Genomic DNA, 17,276 nt, shown 5'->3' with positions numbered 1-17,276 from the left:
TTCACTGGCCTCGAACTTGCTAAGCTATGGCTCAAGGAGATTGGTCGTTCCATGCACAAATTCGATGAGATGTATGAGCAGTTGCCCTATGCGGGGGCTGCGATCAGGCAACACTACAAGCGCTACGACCAATGGCTTGCGAAGCAACCCGGCGAGGTGATGCGGGCGCGTCGCGAGGAGGCGGAAATGATCTTCCGCCGGGTCGGTATCACCTTTGCGGTGTACGGCGCAAAGGACGAGGACGGTTCCGGTACCGAGCGGCTCATACCGTTCGACCTGCTGCCGCGCATCATTCCCGCTCACGAGTGGGAGAGCATGGAAAAGGGGCTTGTGCAGCGCGTCACGGCGCTCAACCGCTTCCTGCATGACGTCTACCACGACCAGGAAATCATCAAGGCCGGCATCATTCCGGCCGAACAGATTTTGAACAACGCGCAGTTCCGCCCTGAAATGATGGGCGTCAGCGTGCCGCACGACGTCTACTCCAACATCTCGGGCATCGACATCGTCCGGGCGCCCGACGCACAGGGTAACGGCGAATATTACGTGCTCGAAGACAACCTGCGCGTGCCCAGCGGCGTGAGCTACATGCTGGAAAACCGCAAGATGATGATGCGGCTCTTTCCCGAGCTGTTCAACCAGAACCGGATCGCGCCGGTGGCGCATTACCCCGACCTGCTGCTCGAAACGCTGCGCGCCAGCGCACCGGCCGCCACGGCCGAGCCGACCGTGGTGGTGCTGACCCCCGGCATGTACAACAGCGCCTATTTCGAGCATGCCTTCCTCGCCCAGCAGATGGGCGTGGAACTGGTCGAGGGGCAAGACCTGTTCGTGAAGGACAACTTCGTCTACATGCGCACCACGCGCGGACCGAAGCGGGTGGACGTGATCTACCGCCGCGTCGACGACGACTTCCTTGACCCCGAAGTGTTCCGCCCCACGTCGACGCTCGGGTGCGCCGGCCTGATGCGCGCCTACCGCGACGGCAACGTCGTCATCTGCAATGCAGTCGGTACCGGCGTGGCCGACGACAAGTCGATCTACCCCTATGTGCCCAAGATGGTCGAGTTCTATCTCGGCGAGCAGCCGATCCTGAAGAACGTGCCCACCTACATGTGCCGCAACAAGGACGAGCTGCAGTACACGCTCGACAACATGAAGGACCTGGTCGTCAAGGAGGTGCACGGCGCCGGCGGCTACGGCATGCTCATCGGTCCGGCTGCCACGGTGGCCGAGATCGAGGACTTCAAGAAGGCCGTGATCGCCAAGCCCGACGGCTACATCGCGCAGCCCACGCTGAGCCTTTCCACCTCGCCGACTTTCGTCGACGCCGGCATCGCACCGCGCCACATCGACCTGCGTCCCTTCGTCCTCTCGGGCAAGGAAGTGCAGATGGTGCCCGGCGGCCTTACGCGCGTGGCCCTCAAGGAGGGCTCGCTGGTGGTCAATTCGTCGCAGGGCGGCGGCACCAAGGACACCTGGATCCTCGAGGCGGACCGCGGCGCCAAGCCGAAAGCGACGCAGTCGCAAAGTCAAACGCAATCGGCCTAGCGCAGCAGGCAAGCAAGCAAGGAATCAGGAGAACAAACGATGCTGTCACGCACTGCCGACCACCTCTACTGGATGTCGCGCTACACAGAGCGCGCGGAAAACACCGCGCGCATGCTCGACGTCAACTACCAGACCTCGCTCCTGCCCCAATCGGCCGAAGTGGCCAAGTACGGCTGGCAGGGCGTGCTTTCCATCAGCGAGCTGCTGCCGTCGTACAACAAGAAGTACGAGCAGATCACGCCCAACGAGGTGATGGAGTTCATGGTCAAGGACGAGAGCAATCCGTCTTCGATCGTCTCCTGCCTCAAGGCCGCGCGCGAAAACGCGCGCGCCGTTCGCGGCGCGCTCACCACCGAGGCCTGGGAAACGCAGAACACCACCTGGCTCGAAGTGAATCGCATGCTGCGCGCGGGAGATTTCGAACGCGACCCAGCGCAGTTCTTCGAATGGGTCAAGTTTCGCTCGCACCTGTCACGCGGCGTCACGCTGGGCACCATGCTGCAGGACGAGGCCTTTTACTTCTCGCGGCTGGGCACCTTTCTTGAGCGCGCCGACAACACCGCGCGGCTGGTGGACGTGAAGTTTCACGCCCTCAACAGCGAGTTCTTCGGCACTGCCACAGAGGAAGACCAGGAGTACGACTTCTATCACTGGAGCGCCATCTTGCGCAGCGTCTCGGCCTTCGAGGTCTACCGCAAGGTGTACCGCGACGTGATCAAGCCGGAGCGCGTGGCCGAGCTGCTCATTCTTCGCGCCGACATGCCGCGCTCGCTGCACGCGAGCCTGGTCGAGGTGGTGAACAACCTCGCCAAGGTGCAGAACGAGCAAAGCGCCGAAACCCAGCGCCGCGCCGGCAAGCTGCTGGCCGACCTGCAGTACGCGCGGGTCGACGAAATTCTTGCGACCGGGCTGCATGCGTACCTTACGCAGTTCCTCGATCGCGTGAACGAGCTCGGTGGGCGGATCAGCCAGGACTTCCTGGTTCCGGCGCAGTAGTAAAAGAACCGCGAGCCGCTGCGCCTCAGGTGGCGGTGGCCTGCCGCACCGCCCGCTCCCAGCGCGCCATCGACTCCTCGGCCTGCGCACGGCCCATGGTCGGCATGAAGCGCCGCTCCACCTTCCACAGCTTCGAGAGCTGGCGCGCATCGCTGTAGACGCCGGTCGAGAGGCCCGCGAGATAGGAGGCGCCCAGCGCGGTGGTTTCGATCACTTCGGGCCGCACCACGGGAATACCCAGCAGATCGGCCTGGAACTGCATCAGCAGGTCGTTCACGCTCGCGCCGCCGTCCACGCGCAGCTCGGCCACGGGGGTGCCGCCGGCGGCGACTGCATCGCGGCTCATGGCCTGCAGCAGTGCGGCGCTCTGGTAGGCGATGCTTTCCAGCGCGGCGCGCGCGATGTGCGCCACGGTAGTTCCGCGCGTGAGGCCGGTGATGGTGCCGCGTGCGTCGGCGTTCCAGTAGGGAGCGCCGAGGCCGGTGAAGGCCGGCACCATCATCACGCCGCCCGCGTCGGGCACGCTCTCGGCAAGCGACTGCACTTCGGCGCTGCCCTTGATGGCCTTGAGCCCGTCGCGCAGCCACTGCACCACGGCGCCGCCGACGAAGACGCTGCCTTCCATCGCGTACTGCGGCGTGGCGTCGGTTTGAGCGGCGCTGGTCACGAGCAGGCCGTTGTGCGAGGGCTGGAACGCGGCGCCCGTGTGCATCAGCAGGAAGCAGCCGGTGCCGTAGGTATTCTTGGCCATGCCGGCCGCAAAGCAGGCCTGGCCGAAGAGGGCGCTCTGCTGGTCGCCTGCCACGCCGCCGATTGGCAGTGCGCGGCCGAGCAGCGCGGCATCTGTGTCGGCAAAGTGCGAGCTCGAAGGCTGCACTTTCGGCATGAGCGCGGCGGGAATGTCGAGCGCCTTGAGAAGGTCTGCATCCCACTCGTTGCGGTGCACGTTGAAGAGCATCGTGCGAGAAGCGTTGCTCACGTCGGTCACATGCACCTTGCCGCCGGTGAGCTGCCACATGAGCCAGCTGTCGACGGTGCCGAAGGCGAGTTCGCCGCGCTCGGCCTCTGCGCGTGCGCCGGGTACGTTGTCGAGCAGCCAGCGCAGCTTGGTACCGGAAAAATACGCGTCGATGACCAGCCCGGTTTTTTCCTGGATGGTGCCGGTCATTCCTTCGTCGCGGAGCTTCGCGCACAGCGGCTCGGCACGACGGTCTTGCCAGACGATGGCGTGATGCACCGGCTGGCCGGTCTTGCGGTCCCACAGCACGGTGGTCTCGCGCTGGTTGGTGATGCCGATGGCATGGATGTCCGCGGGCTGGAGCTTGGCCTTGACGAGCACTTCGCGCGCGGTCGCAAGCTGGCTCTGCCAGATTTCCATCGGATCGTGCTCGACCCAACCGGGTTGCGGATAAATCTGCGTGAGTTCCTTCTGCGCGATGGCGACGATATGGCCTTCGCGGTCGAACACGATGCTGCGCGAACTGGAGGTGCCTTGGTCGAGGGCGAGCAGGTAGGTCATGGCTTGGGTGTTCCTTGGAGTCTTTTCATGGGGCTTGTCTTACCTTCTTGCCGCTGGAGTTGGGTGCCGCTGTTCAGGGCGCGTGCCCAGGCCACCGGGTACTCCCCTCCGCGAATGTCCCCCGGCTTCGCCTCCTCCTTTATTTCGCTGCGGGGAGCACCCGACGCCCTGTGCACACCAAGCGCTGCGCTTGTTCCGCTCGATCAGCGACCGCTCTGCCCAACGATCCCGTCGATGGGGTGCCTTGCGCAGCGAAATAAAGGAGGAGGCCGCAGGCCGGGGGACATTCGCGGAGAAAGGTACCCCGTCGGCGGGAGCGCCCCCCGAATGCCTTCCAGCGGGGCGAGCAAAATTAAAAGCTCTCATCTCAACCGCGCGCAATCTCAAGCCGAACCTGCGCCGCATGCAGCAGGTCGGCAAAGGGAGGCGGGGGCTCCGCATCAGTGAACAGCCGGTCGATCTGCGAGAGCGTGCCGAGCTGGATCATCGCCGGCCGGTTGAATTTGCTCGCATCCGCCGCGAGCCACACCTCGCGGGCCTGCGCGATGATGGTTTGTGCCACTTTCACTTCGCGCAAATCGAAGTCGCGCAATGACCCGTCGGCCTCGATGCTTGAAACACCGATCAGCGCGATGTCGACCTTGAACTGGCGGATGAAATCGATCGTCGCCTCGCCCACGATCGCACGGTCGCGCGGCCGCACCGAACCGCCCGCCACGATCACTTCGCACGACGTGTTGCCGCTCAGGATGGTCGCCACGTTCAGGTTGTTGGTGATCACGCGCAGGCCCGTGTGGCGCATCAGCGCCTTGGCAATGGCTTCGGTGGTGGTGCCGATGTTGAGGATCAGCGAGCAGTCGTTGGGCACCAGTTCGGCCACGCGCCGCGCGATGCGCGCCTTGCCTTCGGCATTCAGCGTTTCGCGCTGCTGGTAGCCGATGTTCTCGGTGGTGGAACTCGGCACGCGAACGCCGCCGTGAAAGCGCGTCAGCAGGCCTTCGTCGGCCAGCCGCTGCACGTCGCGCCGCACTGTTTGCAGCGTGACGCCCAGCATGTCGGCCAGCTGCTCGACGGTGACGGAGCCGCGCGTGCGCACGGTATCGAGAAGGTTGATCTGGCGCGGATTGGAGTTCACAGGGGCGTCGCAAAGAACGTGAAGACTCTTTGGAGAGTACAGGCCGTGCCACTTTAAAGCGAAAGAAAACGAAGATTTCTAAGGGAAAACTCGGAGGAAAATCGCGTCAAAAGGAACCCAAATGAAAAAACGCGAAAATACAATGGCGCCCTTCCGTGACCGAAGTCACGATCAACGGGCCCATTTTCTGTGAGCGATTTCTCCTCCAATCCGCCTCTGCCAGCCACCGATTGCGACGTGCTGATCGTCGGTGGCGGCATCAATGGCTGCGGCATTGCGCGCGACCTGGCGGGCCGAGGCTGGCGCGTGGTGCTGTGCGAGAAGGACGACCTCGCCTCGCACACGTCTTCCTCGTCGACCAAGCTCATCCACGGCGGGCTGCGCTACCTGGAGTATTACGAGTTCTCGCTCGTGCGCAAGGCGCTGCAGGAGCGCGAGGTGCTGCTCAAGAGTGCGCCGCACATCATGTGGCCGCTGCGCTTCGTCATGCCGCACGACCCGTCGATGCGGCCGGGCTGGATGATCCGCATCGGCCTCTTCATGTACGACCATCTTGCCAAGCGCGAAGTGCTGCCGGGCTCGCGCGGCATCGACCTCCGTAGCCATGTGGCCGGTGCGCCGCTCAAGCCGCAATTCAAGCGCGGCTTCGTCTATTCGGACGGCTGGGTCGACGATGCGCGTCTGGTGGTCCTCAACGCCATCGATGCCAGGGCGCGCGGTGCCGAGGTGCTCACGCGCACCCGCTGTGTTCATGCGCAGCGCGACGCCGACGGCTGGACCGCCACGCTCGAAGCCGCGGACGGCGGCATCCGCGTGGTGCGCGCCCGCGCCGTGGTCAATGCCGCGGGGCCGTGGGCCGAATCGTTTCTGCGCGGTGTAGCGCAATCGGCCAAGGGCGAAGTGCTGGCCACCCGCCACCTGCGGCTGGTCAAGGGCAGCCACATCGTGGTGCCGCGCCTGTTCGAGCATGACCATGCCTACATCTTCCAGAACCCCGACAAGCGGATCATCTTCGCGATTCCCTACCAGGACGAGTTCACGCTGATCGGCACCACCGACATCGAACTGAACGGCGACGATCCCGGCGCGGCGCGCATTGCCGAGGAAGAGATTGCGTATCTCTGCATGCAGGCGAGCCGCTATTTCGAGAAGCCGATCAAGCCGGTCGACGTGGTCTGGACCTATTCGGGCGTGCGCCCGCTGCTCGACGATGCGTCGGGCGACCCGTCCGCCGTCACGCGCGACTACATGCTCGAGTCCAACACGGCAGCCGCGCCGCTGTTGTCGGTGTGGGGCGGCAAGATCACGACCTTCCGCAAGCTGGCCGAAGACGCGGCCGACGAGGTCGGCAAGATGCTCGGCCAGTCGAGCGCGCAGCGTCCGCCATGGACCGACGGCGCCTTCCTGGCCGGCGGCGATCTGTCGGCGTGGATCGGTGCCGCCACGCGGCCCGACGACGATTTCGAACGCTTCGTGGCCGCGGTGCAGGCCCGCTATCCATGGCTCGATGCCAGGCTGACGCGGCGGCTGGCGCGCGCCTATGGCGCACGCGTGGCCGAACTGCTCGGCGATGCAAAGGTGATGGCCGACATGGGCGAAGCCGTGGCACCGGGGCTTCACGAGCGCGAACTGCGCTTTCTGCAGGAACAGGAATGGGCCATAAGCGCCGACGACGTGCTCTGGCGCCGGTCGAAGCTTGGACTGCACTACACGGCCGAAGAGCGCCAGCAGGTGGCCGACTGGCTGCAGGCGCGTGCAACCAACAACCTCTACATGATCAACGGGAAGCGCTGATGCAATTGACTCTGGAGCGCGTCACCAAGAAGGTCGGCGCGCAAACCTGGCTCTATGAACAGAGCATCGCGCCCAGGAGCGGTGCGGTCACCGTGCTGCTGGGCGCCACCCAGGCCGGCAAGACCAGCCTGATGCGCCTGATGGCGGGGCTGGACACGCCCAGCACGGGGAAGGTGCTGGTCGATGGCAAGGACGTGACCGGCATGCCGGTGCGCGAGCGCAACGTGGCCATGGTGTACCAGCAGTTCATCAACTACCCGTCGCTCAAGGTGGCGGACAACATCGCCTCGCCGCTCAAGCTGCGCGGCGAGAAGAATATCGATGCGCGCGTGAAGGCGCTGGCCGACAAGCTGCACATCGGCATGTTCCTCGACCGCCTGCCGGCCGAGCTGTCGGGCGGGCAGCAGCAGCGCGTGGCGCTGGCGCGCGCGCTGGCCAAGAACGCGCCGTTGATGCTGCTGGACGAGCCGCTGGTGAACCTCGACTACAAGCTGCGGGAAGGCCTGCGCGAAGAACTCACGCAACTGTTCGCCACCGGCGATTCGACGGTGATCTACGCCACCACCGAACCCGGCGAGGCGCTGCTGCTGGGCGGCTACACCGCCGTGATGGACGCGGGCGAGCTGCTGCAGTACGGCCCGACCGCCGAAGTGTTCCATGCGCCGCAATCGCTGCGCGTGGCGCGCGCCTTCAGCGACCCGCCGATGAATCTCTTGCCGGGTACGGCGACGGCCGGGCGCGTTCAGATGGCCGGAGGTCCTGCGCTGGCGCTCGCAATTCCGGAGAACGTCTCGGGCCCTGTCACGGTCGGCCTGCGCGCAAGCGCATTGAACGTGGACGCAGGAGAGGGCGACATTGCGTTGCCGGGCAAGGTGGAACTGGCCGAAATCTCGGGCTCCGACACCTTCGTGCACGTCGACACGGCGGTCGGCGAACTGGTGGCGCAGCTCACCGGCGTGCACCGCTTCGAATTGGGCACGCCGATCACGCTGTACTTCAGCGCGTCGCAAGCCTATGTGTTCGATGCCGGCGAAAAGCTGGCGCTCGCGCCGGCATGGCGCAAAGGAATCTAGCTATGGCACGCATCGATCTCGATCTGGCCCACGCCTATCGGCCCAACCCCACGCAGGACAGCGACTATGCGCTGCTGCCGCTCAAGATGAGCTTTCGCGACGGCGGCGCCTATGCCTTGCTCGGTCCCTCGGGCTGTGGCAAGACGACCATGCTCAACATCATCTCGGGCCTCCTGGTGCCTTCGCAGGGCACCGTGACGTTCGATGGCCGCGACATGACCCGCGCCACGCCGCAGGAACGCAACATCGCGCAGGTGTTCCAGTTTCCGGTGATCTACGACACCATGACGGTGGCCGAGAACCTCGCGTTCCCGCTTCGCAACCGAAAGGTGCCCGAAGACCAGATCAAAAAGCGCGTGGGCGAGATCGCTGAAATGCTCGACATGAGCGGCCAGCTCAATCAGCGCGCTGCGGGCCTTGCTGCAGATGCCAAGCAGAAGATCTCGCTCGGCCGCGGGCTGGTGCGCAGCGATGTGTCGGCCGTGCTGTTCGACGAGCCGCTGACGGTGATCGATCCGCACCTGAAATGGCAGCTGCGCCGCAAGCTCAAGCAGATCCATCGCGAGCTCAAGCTCACGCTGATCTATGTGACGCACGACCAGGTCGAGGCGCTCACCTTCGCCGAAGAGGTGGTGGTGATGACGCGCGGCAAGGCCGTGCAGGTGGGCAGCGCCGAGGCGCTGTTCGAGCGCCCCGCGCATACCTTCGTCGGCCACTTCATCGGCTCGCCGGGAATGAACTTTCTTTCAGCGAAGAACGCGAATGGCGCGCTCGAGGTCGCGGGCACGCCGCTGGTGCCCACACGCGAGCTGCCGCAGGGCGCGCTCAAGATCGGCATCCGGCCCGAATACCTGCGGCTCTCGAACGCGGGCGCCGCCGGTGCCGTGCCCGCCGTGGTGAAGCAGGTGCAGGACGTCGGCACGCACGCCATGCTGAGCGCCCAGATCGATGGCGTCGTGGTCAAGGTGCGGCTGCATTCGGAAGACCAGCCGCCCGCGGTGGGCGACACCGTTTGGCTGCGAGTGCTCGACACCCACACCTGCTACTACAAGGACGAGGAGCTGGTGGCATGAACACCCCGACCAAATTGGACCTGATGCCTTCGTCTTTCTCCCTCCCCTTGCGGCGGAGGGCTGGGGTGGGGGCAAGCGGCGCATCCATTGCGCGCTCTGCCCGCCCCCATCCCAACCTTCCCCCAGCGGGGGAAGGAGCCAAGCCATGAACGCTACCAACAAACCCATCAACCAGAAGGCCTGGTGGCTCGTGCTGCCGGTGCTGATCTGCGTCGCCTTCTCGGCCATCGTGCCGCTGATGACGGTGGTCAACTACTCGGTGCAGGACATCATCTCGCCAGACCGGCGCGTGTTCGTCGGCACCGAATGGTTTGCCTCGGTGATGCGTGACGACGAGCTGCACCAGGCGCTCTGGCGCCAGCTGGGCTTTTCGCTATCCGTTCTGCTGGTCGAGATTCCGCTCGGCATCTGCCTGGCGCTGTCGATGCCGGCCAAGGGCTGGAAGTCGTCCGCGGTGCTGGTGGTGGTGGCCCTGTCTCTGCTCATTCCATGGAACGTGGTCGGCACCATCTGGCAGATCTACGGCCGCGCCGACATCGGCCTCCTGGGCCACGCGCTGCAAAAATTGGGCGTCGATTACAACTACACGGGCAGCGCGACAGACGCCTGGCTCACCGTGCTGGTGATGGACGTGTGGCACTGGACGCCGCTGGTGGCGCTCCTCTGCTTTGCCGGCCTGCGCTCGATACCTGACGCCTACTACCAGGCGGCGCGCATCGACGGCGCCAGCAAGTTCGCGGTGTTCCGCTACATCCAGCTGCCCAAGATGCGCGGTGTGCTGATGATTGCGGTGCTGCTGCGCTTCATGGATAGCTTCATGATCTACACCGAGCCCTTCGTGCTGACGGGCGGTGGTCCGGGCAATGCCACCACCTTCCTGAGCCAGTACCTCACGCAAAAGGCCGTGGGCCAGTTCGACCTGGGACCGGCGGCGGCGTTCTCGCTGATCTACTTTCTGATCATTCTCTTGTTCTGCTTCGTGCTCTACAACTGGATGCAGCGGGTCGGCACGCAAGAAGTGGAGAAAGAACAATGAATCCGTCGCTGAGCCGCCTCAAGGCGGATGCTCCCCCTCGGGGGGACGGCGCGCAGCGCCAAGGGGGTCAACATGTCTGAAAAGCGATTCCGCAAGCGCAGCATCTTCCTGGTGCTGTACATCCTGTTTGCGCTGTTGCCCATCTACTGGATGGTCAACATGAGCTTCAAGACGAACGAGGAGATCGTCTCGAGCTTCTCGTTCTTCCCGCACGAGCTCACCTGGGCCAACTACGCGCGCATCTTCACCGACGAGTCGTGGTACTCGGGCTACATCAACAGCCTGATCTACGTGGCGATCAACACGGTGATCTCGCTCACCGTGGCTCTGCCGGCGGCCTATGCGTTTTCGCGCTATTCGTTCCTGGGCGACAAGCACGTGTTCTTCTGGCTCTTGACCAACCGCATGACGCCGCCCGCAGTGTTTTTGCTGCCGTTCTTCCAGCTGTACAGCACCGTGGGCCTGATGGACACGCACCTTGGGGTGGCTCTGGCACACCTCTTGTTCAACGTGCCACTGGCGGTGTGGATCCTGGAAGGTTTCATGAGCGGCATTCCGCGCGAGATCGACGAGACGGCATACATCGACGGCTACAGTTTTCCGAAGTTCTTCGTCCGGATCTTCCTGCCGCTTATCAAGGCCGGCGTGGGCGTGGCGGCGTTCTTCTGCTTCATGTTCAGCTGGGTCGAGCTGCTGCTGGCCCGCACGCTGACCAGCGTGAATGCCAAGCCGATCGTGGCGACCATGACGCGCACGGTGAGCGCCTCGGGCATGGACTGGGCCACGCTGGCCGCAGCGGGTGTGCTCACGATCGTGCCGGGCGCGATCGTGATCTGGTTCGTGCGGCATTACATCGCGAAGGGATTCGCGATGGGGCGGGTGTGATGAACGGTTTTTCTCCCTCCCCTTCCGGGGGAGGGCAGGGGGGGGGGCAAGCGGCGTTTCCATCGGGCGCCGTTGCCCCCATCCCAACCTTCCCCCAGAGGGGGAAGGAGCAAGAAAAGGAGTTGAGAAATGTTTGATTGGATGGTCTGGACCACCCCTGTGGCCGTGTTCTTCACCTGCATCGCGCTCATGCTCGTTGGCATGACAGTGTGGGAGTTCAAGTCGCCCACCGCGATGCGGCGCGGCTGGCTGCCCATTGCCACGACGCGCGGCGATCGGCTTTTCATTGGGCTGCTTTCGGCGGCCTATTTCAACCTGGTCTTCATCGGCCTGGCCGGCAAGTTCCAGGAATGGCTGGGACTGCAGGCCGAGCCCTCGATCTGGGTCAGCTTCGTGCTGTCGATGTTTCTCCTGGCGCTGGTGATGCGCAAGGGCTAGCGCCACAAGAATTCGTTTTCAGACGCGACCGGCTCTCCGCCTCCCCGGAGCCGCGATCGAAAGAACCGGGGAAGCTTTCAACCGAGGAGACAGACTCATGAAGATGCGCTATACGGCATTGGCACTGGCAGCGGCGATGTTCGCCGCGCAGAGCGCTTCGGCAGGCGAAGCCGAAGCCAAGAAGTGGATCGACAGCGAATTCCAGCCGTCGACCCTGACCAAGGAGCAGCAAACCGCAGAGTTGAAGTGGTTCATCGATGCCGCCAAGAAGCTCCAGGCGAAGGGCGTCAAGGAGATTTCGGTGGTGTCGGAAACCATCACCACGCACGAGTACGAGTCGAAGACGTTGGCCAAGGCCTTCGAGGAAATCACCGGGATCAAGGTCAAGCACGACCTGATCCAGGAAGGCGACGTGGTCGAGAAGCTGCAGACCTCGATGCAGTCGGGCAAGTCGATCTACGACGGCTGGATTTCCGACTCCGACCTGATCGGTACGCACTACCGCTACGGCAAGATCATGAACCTGACCGACTACATGGCCGGGACGGGCAAGGAATGGACCAATCCGGGTCTGGACATCAAGGACTTCATTGGCACCAGTTTCACGACGGCGCCGGACAAGAAGCTCTACCAGCTGCCCGACCAGCAGTTTGCCAATCTCTATTGGTTCCGCGCCGACCTGTTTGACCGCAAGGACCTGAAGGACAAATTCAAGGCCAAGTACGGTTACGACCTGGGCGTGCCGCTCAACTGGAGCGCCTACGAAGACATCGCCGAGTTCTTCAGCGTCGACGTGAAGACCATCGACGGCAAGCCGATCTATGGCCACATGGACTACGGCAAGAAGGACCCGTCGCTCGGCTGGCGCTTCACCGATGCGTGGCTCTCGATGGCAGGCACTGCGGACATCGGAATTCCGAACGGCATGCCGGTGGACGAATGGGGCATTCGCGTGGGCGACGACAAGTGCACGCCAGTGGGCGCCTCTGTCTCGCGCGGCGGCGCCACCAATTCGCCGGCCGCGGTCTATGCGCTCACCAAGTACATCGACTGGATGAAGAAGTACGCGCCCAAGGAAGCCACAGGCATGACCTTCGGCGAAGCCGGGCCGGTGCCGGCGCAGGGCCAGATCGCGCAGCAGATCTTCTGGTACACGGCCTTCACGGCCGACATGACCAAGAAGGGCCTGCCCGTGGTCAACGAAGACGGCACGCCCAAGTGGCGCATGGCTCCCGGCCCGAACGGTCCATATTGGAAGCAGGGCATGCAGAACGGCTACCAGGACGTGGGCTCGTGGACCTTCTTCAGTGCTCACGACGCCAACAAGACTGCCGCAGCCTGGCTCTACGCCCAGTTCGTCACGGCCAAGAGCGTGTCGCTGAAGAAGACCATCGTCGGTCTCACGCCGATCCGCGAGTCGGACATCCAGAGCAAGGCCATGACCGACCTGGCGCCCAAGCTCGGCGGCCTGGTCGAGTTCTACCGCAGCCCGGCCCGCGTGGCATGGACGCCTACCGGTACCAACGTGCCCGACTATCCGAAGCTCGCGCAGCTCTGGTGGAAGAACGTGGCCGAGGCCGTGACGGGCGAGAAGACCCCGCAGAAGGCGATGGACAACCTGGCCGAGGAGATGGACAACGTGATGGCTCGCCTCGAACGCGCCGGCATGGCCCATTGCGCGCCCAAGCTCAATGCCAAGGGCGATCCGAACAAGTGGCTGAGCGACAAGAACGCGCCTTGGAAGAAGCTGGCCAACGAAAAGCCCAAGGGCGAGACCATCGAGTACAGCAAGATGCTCGCAGCCTGGAAGGAAGGCAAGGCGCGCTGACCGCCCACTTTTTTCAAAACAGCAGATCAGGGCCGCGCCGAAGGGTGCGGCCCTTTTTTCTTCCATCCGTGGGGCCGGCGCGACGCCATGACGAATGGCAGATGCGTGGGTCTCCTGGTTTGCCTTACATTCGACGGCCCCCGCTCAGCCCTAGCAAGTGACCTCAAGCAATTCCAGCCCTTCCGCGCGCCCCAAACGTGTCCTGGTGATTCACTATTCGCAGACCGGCCAGCTCGGCAGCGTCGCCGAGCAGTTCGTTGCGCCGCTCAAGGCCGATCCGCAGATATCGGTGCACGTCGAAATGCTGCGCCCGCAGGCGGAGTTTCCGTTCCCGTGGCCGTTCCTGACCTTCTTCGATGCGTTTCCGGAGTCGGCCCACCTGAAGCCGCCGCCGCTGGCGCCGCTTTCGCTCACCGGCGACGAAGACTTCGACCTTGTCGTCCTGCCTTACCAGGTGTGGTTCCTGGCGCCCTCGCAGCCGATCGTTGCCTTTCTGAAGCATCCACTGGCGAGCCGCCTGCTCGAGGGCAAGCCGGTCGTCACGGTCATCGCGTGCCGCAACATGTGGCTGCTCGCCCACGAGAAGCTCAAGGGCCTGCTCGATGCCGTGGGCGCGCGCCTGATCGACAACGTGGTGCTAACCGACCCCGGCCCGACGCTCGCCACCTTCTTCACCACGCCAGCCTGGCTCATCTGGGGCCGCAAGCGCGGGTTCTGGGGCATGCCCGATGCCGGCCTCGACGCCGAACAGATCCAGGGCGCCGGCCGCTTCGGCCGTGCACTGCGCGAGGCGCTGCACAAAGATCTCGAGCGCGGATCGCAACCTTTGCTCGCGGGGCTGGGCGCTGTGCGGGCCGATGCACGGCTCCTGATCAGCGAAAAAGCCGGCACCCGCAGCTTTTTCCTCTGGGGCAAGCTGATCATGGCGGCGGGGCGGCCTGGCGCTTGGCAGCGCAAGCCGCTGCTGCTGCTCTACGTGCTCTTTCTCCTCGTGCTGATTGTCACGGTCGTGCCGGTGAGCTTGACGCTGCAGGCACTGCTGAGGCCTTTGTTGAAGGGGTGGCTGACTAAAATGACGGCTCACTTCGAGCGCCCATCGGGCTCGGCCATGGACCGTTCTCCCCTCTATGACGACTGATGTCTTCCTGACCCGCACCGCTGCGTTTCTGCCCTTTTCCCCGGTCAGCAATGAAGACATCGAAGACGTCCTGGGTCGTATCGGCGGCAAGGCGTCGCGCGCGCGGCGGCTGATTCTTCGCAGCAACGGCATCCAGTCGCGTCACTACGCCATCGACCGGACCACCGGCCAGCTTGCCATGAGCAATGCGCAGCTCACCGCTTCGGCCATCCGGGCGCTGGGTGACGACATCGGACCCGTGGACTGCCTTGTCACCGGCACTTCGCTCCCCGACCAGCTCATGCCGAACCACGCGGTGATGGTGCACGGCGAGCTCGGCTGGCCGCGGCTCGAGGTGGTGGCTTGCGCGGGCATCTGCCTTGCGGGCACCACGGCGCTCAAGCATGCGTGGCTGTCGGTTCGCGCGGGCGATGCGCGCCGTGCGGTGGCTACCGGCTCGGAACTGGCCTCGGCCGTGATGCGCGGCTCCCGGTTCGAGGCCGAACTCGAACACCGGCTCGAAGCGCTCGAGGAACGGCCCGAGATCGCTTTTGAAAAAGACTTCCTGCGCTGGATGCTCTCCGATGGCGCCGGCGCCATGCTGCTCGAGCGCGAACCGCGCGGCCCGCTGTCGCTGCGCGTGGAATGGATCGACCTGTCTTCCGCCGCGCACGAGCTGCCGGTGTGCATGTATGCGGGTGCCGACAAGAACGCCGAAGGAGGGCTGGACGGCTGGGGCCGCACCGCGCCGGAGGACTGGCAGCGCGCCTCCACCTTCGCCGTCAAGCAGGACGTGCGCCTGCTCAACGAGAACATCGTGCGCGCCACGCTGGGCGAGCCGCTGGCGGCCATCGTCGAGAAGCGTGGCCTGAGGGCGTCTGACGTCGACTGGTTCCTGCCGCACCTGTCTTCCAGCTATTTCTTCGAGCCCGTGAGCCGCTGCCTCGAGGCGATGGGCTTTGCAATTCCGCGCGAGCGCTGGTTCAGCAACCTTGCGACCAAGGGCAACACCGGATCGGCGTCGCCCTACATCATGCTCGACGAGCTGTTCCGCTCAGGCCGAATCAAGCCCGGTCACAAGCTGCTGATGTTCGTGCCCGAAAGCGGCCGCTTCTCGAGCGGCTTCATCTATATGGAAGCAGTCTAGCCATGGATATTGACTCCGTTCCCCAAGAAGGCAACGCCACCCTCGACGGCCACGCCAAGCTCATGTACGCGCGCGACGCGCAGGGCCGCGTCGTGACCACGCGTTCGCGCGGCTGGGAGGCGGAAGAAATCGTCACCAGCCATGCGGTCGACGTGCTCGTCGAGCAAGCGCAGGCGGCCAAAGAGCGCGTGGTCAAGGGGCTCGCCTCGCCGCTCGAATACTGGATGTACGAGCGCCGCATGGACGTGGCGCTGCTCTCGCAAACCAGCGGCTTCTGGCAATGGCGCGTGCGGCGCCACCTGCAGCCGAAGCATTTCGCCGCGTTGACGCAAAAGCATCTGGCGCGCTATTCGGAGGCGCTGGGCCTGCCCGTCTCCACCTTGCAAAGCCTCCCGTCGTGAACTTCGAACACCAACAAGCGGCGCACTGCGAGAGCGGCGTCATCTCGAGCCTGATGCGCCACCATGGCGCGCCCATGACAGAGAGCATGGCGCTCGGTCTCTCGTCGGCGCTGTCGTTCGCCTACCTGCCGTTCATCAAACTGTCGGGCCTGCCGCTCATCTCGTACCGCATGCCGCCCAAGGCCATCATCAAGGGCCTGCTTACACCCATGGCTGCGCGCTTCCGTTTCGAGACCTTTCGCAGCCCCGAAGCCGGTGCCCAGCGTCTCGACGCGCTGCTGGCCGATGGGCAGATCGTGGGGCTGCAGACTTCGGTTTATTGGCTGCCGTACTTTCCTCCCAACATGCGCTTCCACTTCAATGCGCACAACCTGCTGGTGTACGGCAAGGACGGCGACGACTACCTGATCAGCGACCCGGTATTCGAAGAGCCGGTGCGCTGCGCCAGCGCCGACCTGTCGCGTGCGCGCTTCGCCAAGGGCGTGCTCGCGCCCAAGGGGCTCATGTACTACCCGCAGTCAATCGAGCAGAAGACGGTCGATGCAGCATCGGTGACGAAGGCGATTCGCAAGACGGTGCGAAACATGCTCGCGCCTATTCCCATCGTCGGCGTGCGCGGCATGCGCACGCTGGCCAAGCGCATGCAGAAGCTGTCGCCGGCCGACCCACGCAGCGTCGATTTCATCGGCCACGTGGTGCGCATGCAGGAGGAAATCGGTACCGGCGGGGCTGGCTTCCGCTTCATCTACGCAGGTTTCCTGCAAGAAGCGGCGCAGTTGCTCGACAAGCCGCAGCTGTTGCAGATGTCCGACCGCCTGACCGCCATCGGCGACGGCTGGCGCGCGTTTGCGCTCAAGGCAGCGCGCATGGTGAAGGGGCGCGAGCCGGTCGATCCGGCGGCGCTGGCCGAGCGTCTGCGCGAACAGGCGCAGCAGGAGGAAATGTTCTTTCGCGACCTGAAGGCTGCTGTTGCCTGAGATGACGCCTTGTTCTTCTGTTCGTCACGCAGTCTTTGACGGGCGCTGTTCGGGGCGCTCCTGTTCAGGGCGCGTGCAAAGGCCGCCGGGTACTCCCCTCCGCGAATGTCCCCCGCCTTCGGCTCCTCCTTTATTTCGCTGCGGGGAGCACCCGACGCCCTGTGCACACCAAGCGCTGCGCTTGTTCCGCTCGATCAACCACCGCCCCGAGCAACGATCCCGTCGATGGGGTGCCTTGCGCAGCGAAATAAAGGAGGAGGCCGCAGGCCGGGGGACATTCGCGGAGAAAGGTACCCCGTCGGCGGG

General features: G+C 64.5%; 15 protein-coding genes. 13 read left to right on the top strand and 2 right to left on the bottom strand.

The window, feature by feature from the left end:
* The first annotated feature begins 51 nt into the window (after positions 1-51).
* Positions 52-1,551 carry a circularly permuted type 2 ATP-grasp protein gene (locus J2X92_RS27775; RefSeq protein WP_307580817.1) on the top strand — a complete coding sequence of 500 codons (1,500 nt, stop codon included), beginning with the start codon at positions 52-54 and terminating at the stop codon, positions 1,549-1,551.
* A gap of 39 nt (positions 1,552-1,590) precedes the next feature.
* Positions 1,591-2,547, top strand: coding sequence for an alpha-E domain-containing protein (locus J2X92_RS27770; RefSeq protein ID WP_055805393.1), 957 nt, complete (start codon positions 1,591-1,593; stop codon positions 2,545-2,547).
* Between the two features lie 25 nt (positions 2,548-2,572).
* On the opposite strand, the gene glpK is transcribed toward J2X92_RS27770, so the two are convergent.
* Positions 2,573-4,066 (bottom strand): glycerol kinase GlpK, encoded by a 1,494-nt coding sequence (gene glpK, locus J2X92_RS27765; protein ID WP_307580815.1) that lies wholly within the window; start codon positions 4,064-4,066, stop codon positions 2,573-2,575.
* Between the two features lie 367 nt (positions 4,067-4,433).
* A complete protein-coding gene (locus tag J2X92_RS27760; protein ID WP_307580813.1) occupies positions 4,434-5,201 on the bottom strand; it encodes a DeoR/GlpR family DNA-binding transcription regulator in 768 nt (255 codons plus the stop codon).
* 189 nt (positions 5,202-5,390) lie between these two features.
* On the opposite strand from J2X92_RS27760, the gene glpD reads away from it, so the two are divergent.
* The 11 genes from glpD to J2X92_RS27705 all read left to right on the top strand — a co-directional run bounded on the left by glpD (position 5,391) and on the right by J2X92_RS27705 (position 16,970).
* A complete protein-coding gene (gene glpD, locus J2X92_RS27755) occupies positions 5,391-6,995 on the top strand; it encodes a glycerol-3-phosphate dehydrogenase (protein WP_307580811.1) in 1,605 nt (534 codons plus the stop codon).
* A complete protein-coding gene (locus J2X92_RS27750; RefSeq protein ID WP_307580809.1) occupies positions 6,995-8,068 on the top strand; it encodes an ABC transporter ATP-binding protein in 1,074 nt (357 codons plus the stop codon). The genes glpD and J2X92_RS27750 overlap by 1 nt, the downstream gene beginning before the upstream one ends.
* Positions 8,069-8,070: 2 nt before the next feature.
* Entirely contained in the window at positions 8,071-9,141 is a 1,071-nt protein-coding gene (locus J2X92_RS27745) for an ABC transporter ATP-binding protein (RefSeq protein ID WP_307580807.1), read from the top strand.
* A gap of 145 nt (positions 9,142-9,286) precedes the next feature.
* The gene (locus J2X92_RS27740; protein ID WP_055805408.1) at positions 9,287-10,177 is read left to right on the top strand and encodes a carbohydrate ABC transporter permease; all 891 of its coding nucleotides are present in this window, start codon (positions 9,287-9,289) and stop codon (positions 10,175-10,177) included.
* A 72-nt stretch (positions 10,178-10,249) separates the two neighbouring features.
* The gene (locus tag J2X92_RS27735; RefSeq protein WP_307580805.1) at positions 10,250-11,062 is read left to right on the top strand and encodes a carbohydrate ABC transporter permease; all 813 of its coding nucleotides are present in this window, start codon (positions 10,250-10,252) and stop codon (positions 11,060-11,062) included.
* A 129-nt stretch (positions 11,063-11,191) separates the two neighbouring features.
* Positions 11,192-11,500: a DUF2160 domain-containing protein gene (locus J2X92_RS27730; protein ID WP_307580803.1), complete on the top strand. Its 309-nt coding sequence runs from the start codon at positions 11,192-11,194 to the stop codon at positions 11,498-11,500.
* A 97-nt stretch (positions 11,501-11,597) separates the two neighbouring features.
* Positions 11,598-13,328, top strand: a complete 1,731-nt coding sequence (locus tag J2X92_RS27725) for an ABC transporter substrate-binding protein (RefSeq protein ID WP_307580801.1) — start codon at positions 11,598-11,600, stop codon at positions 13,326-13,328.
* A 205-nt stretch (positions 13,329-13,533) separates the two neighbouring features.
* The gene (locus tag J2X92_RS27720) at positions 13,534-14,466 is read left to right on the top strand and encodes a dialkylrecorsinol condensing enzyme (protein ID WP_307580799.1); all 933 of its coding nucleotides are present in this window, start codon (positions 13,534-13,536) and stop codon (positions 14,464-14,466) included.
* On the top strand, positions 14,456-15,592 hold the full coding sequence (locus J2X92_RS27715; RefSeq protein WP_307580797.1) for a beta-ketoacyl-ACP synthase III: 1,137 nt from the start codon (positions 14,456-14,458) through the stop codon (positions 15,590-15,592). Before J2X92_RS27720 ends, J2X92_RS27715 begins: the two co-directional genes overlap by 11 nt.
* A gap of 2 nt (positions 15,593-15,594) precedes the next feature.
* Entirely contained in the window at positions 15,595-15,993 is a 399-nt protein-coding gene (locus tag J2X92_RS27710) for a hypothetical protein (protein WP_307580794.1), read from the top strand.
* A complete protein-coding gene (locus J2X92_RS27705; RefSeq protein WP_307580792.1) occupies positions 15,990-16,970 on the top strand; it encodes a BtrH N-terminal domain-containing protein in 981 nt (326 codons plus the stop codon). Before J2X92_RS27710 ends, J2X92_RS27705 begins: the two co-directional genes overlap by 4 nt.
* Positions 16,971-17,276 lie beyond the last annotated feature (306 nt).

Origin of the sequence: Variovorax paradoxus (genome assembly GCF_030811855.1) — a bacterium.
Classification (GTDB): domain Bacteria; phylum Pseudomonadota; class Gammaproteobacteria; order Burkholderiales; family Burkholderiaceae_C; genus Variovorax; species Variovorax paradoxus_L.
The sequence above is the reverse complement of the archived record's forward strand: the minus strand, read 5'-3'. Positions and strand labels throughout refer to the sequence as shown.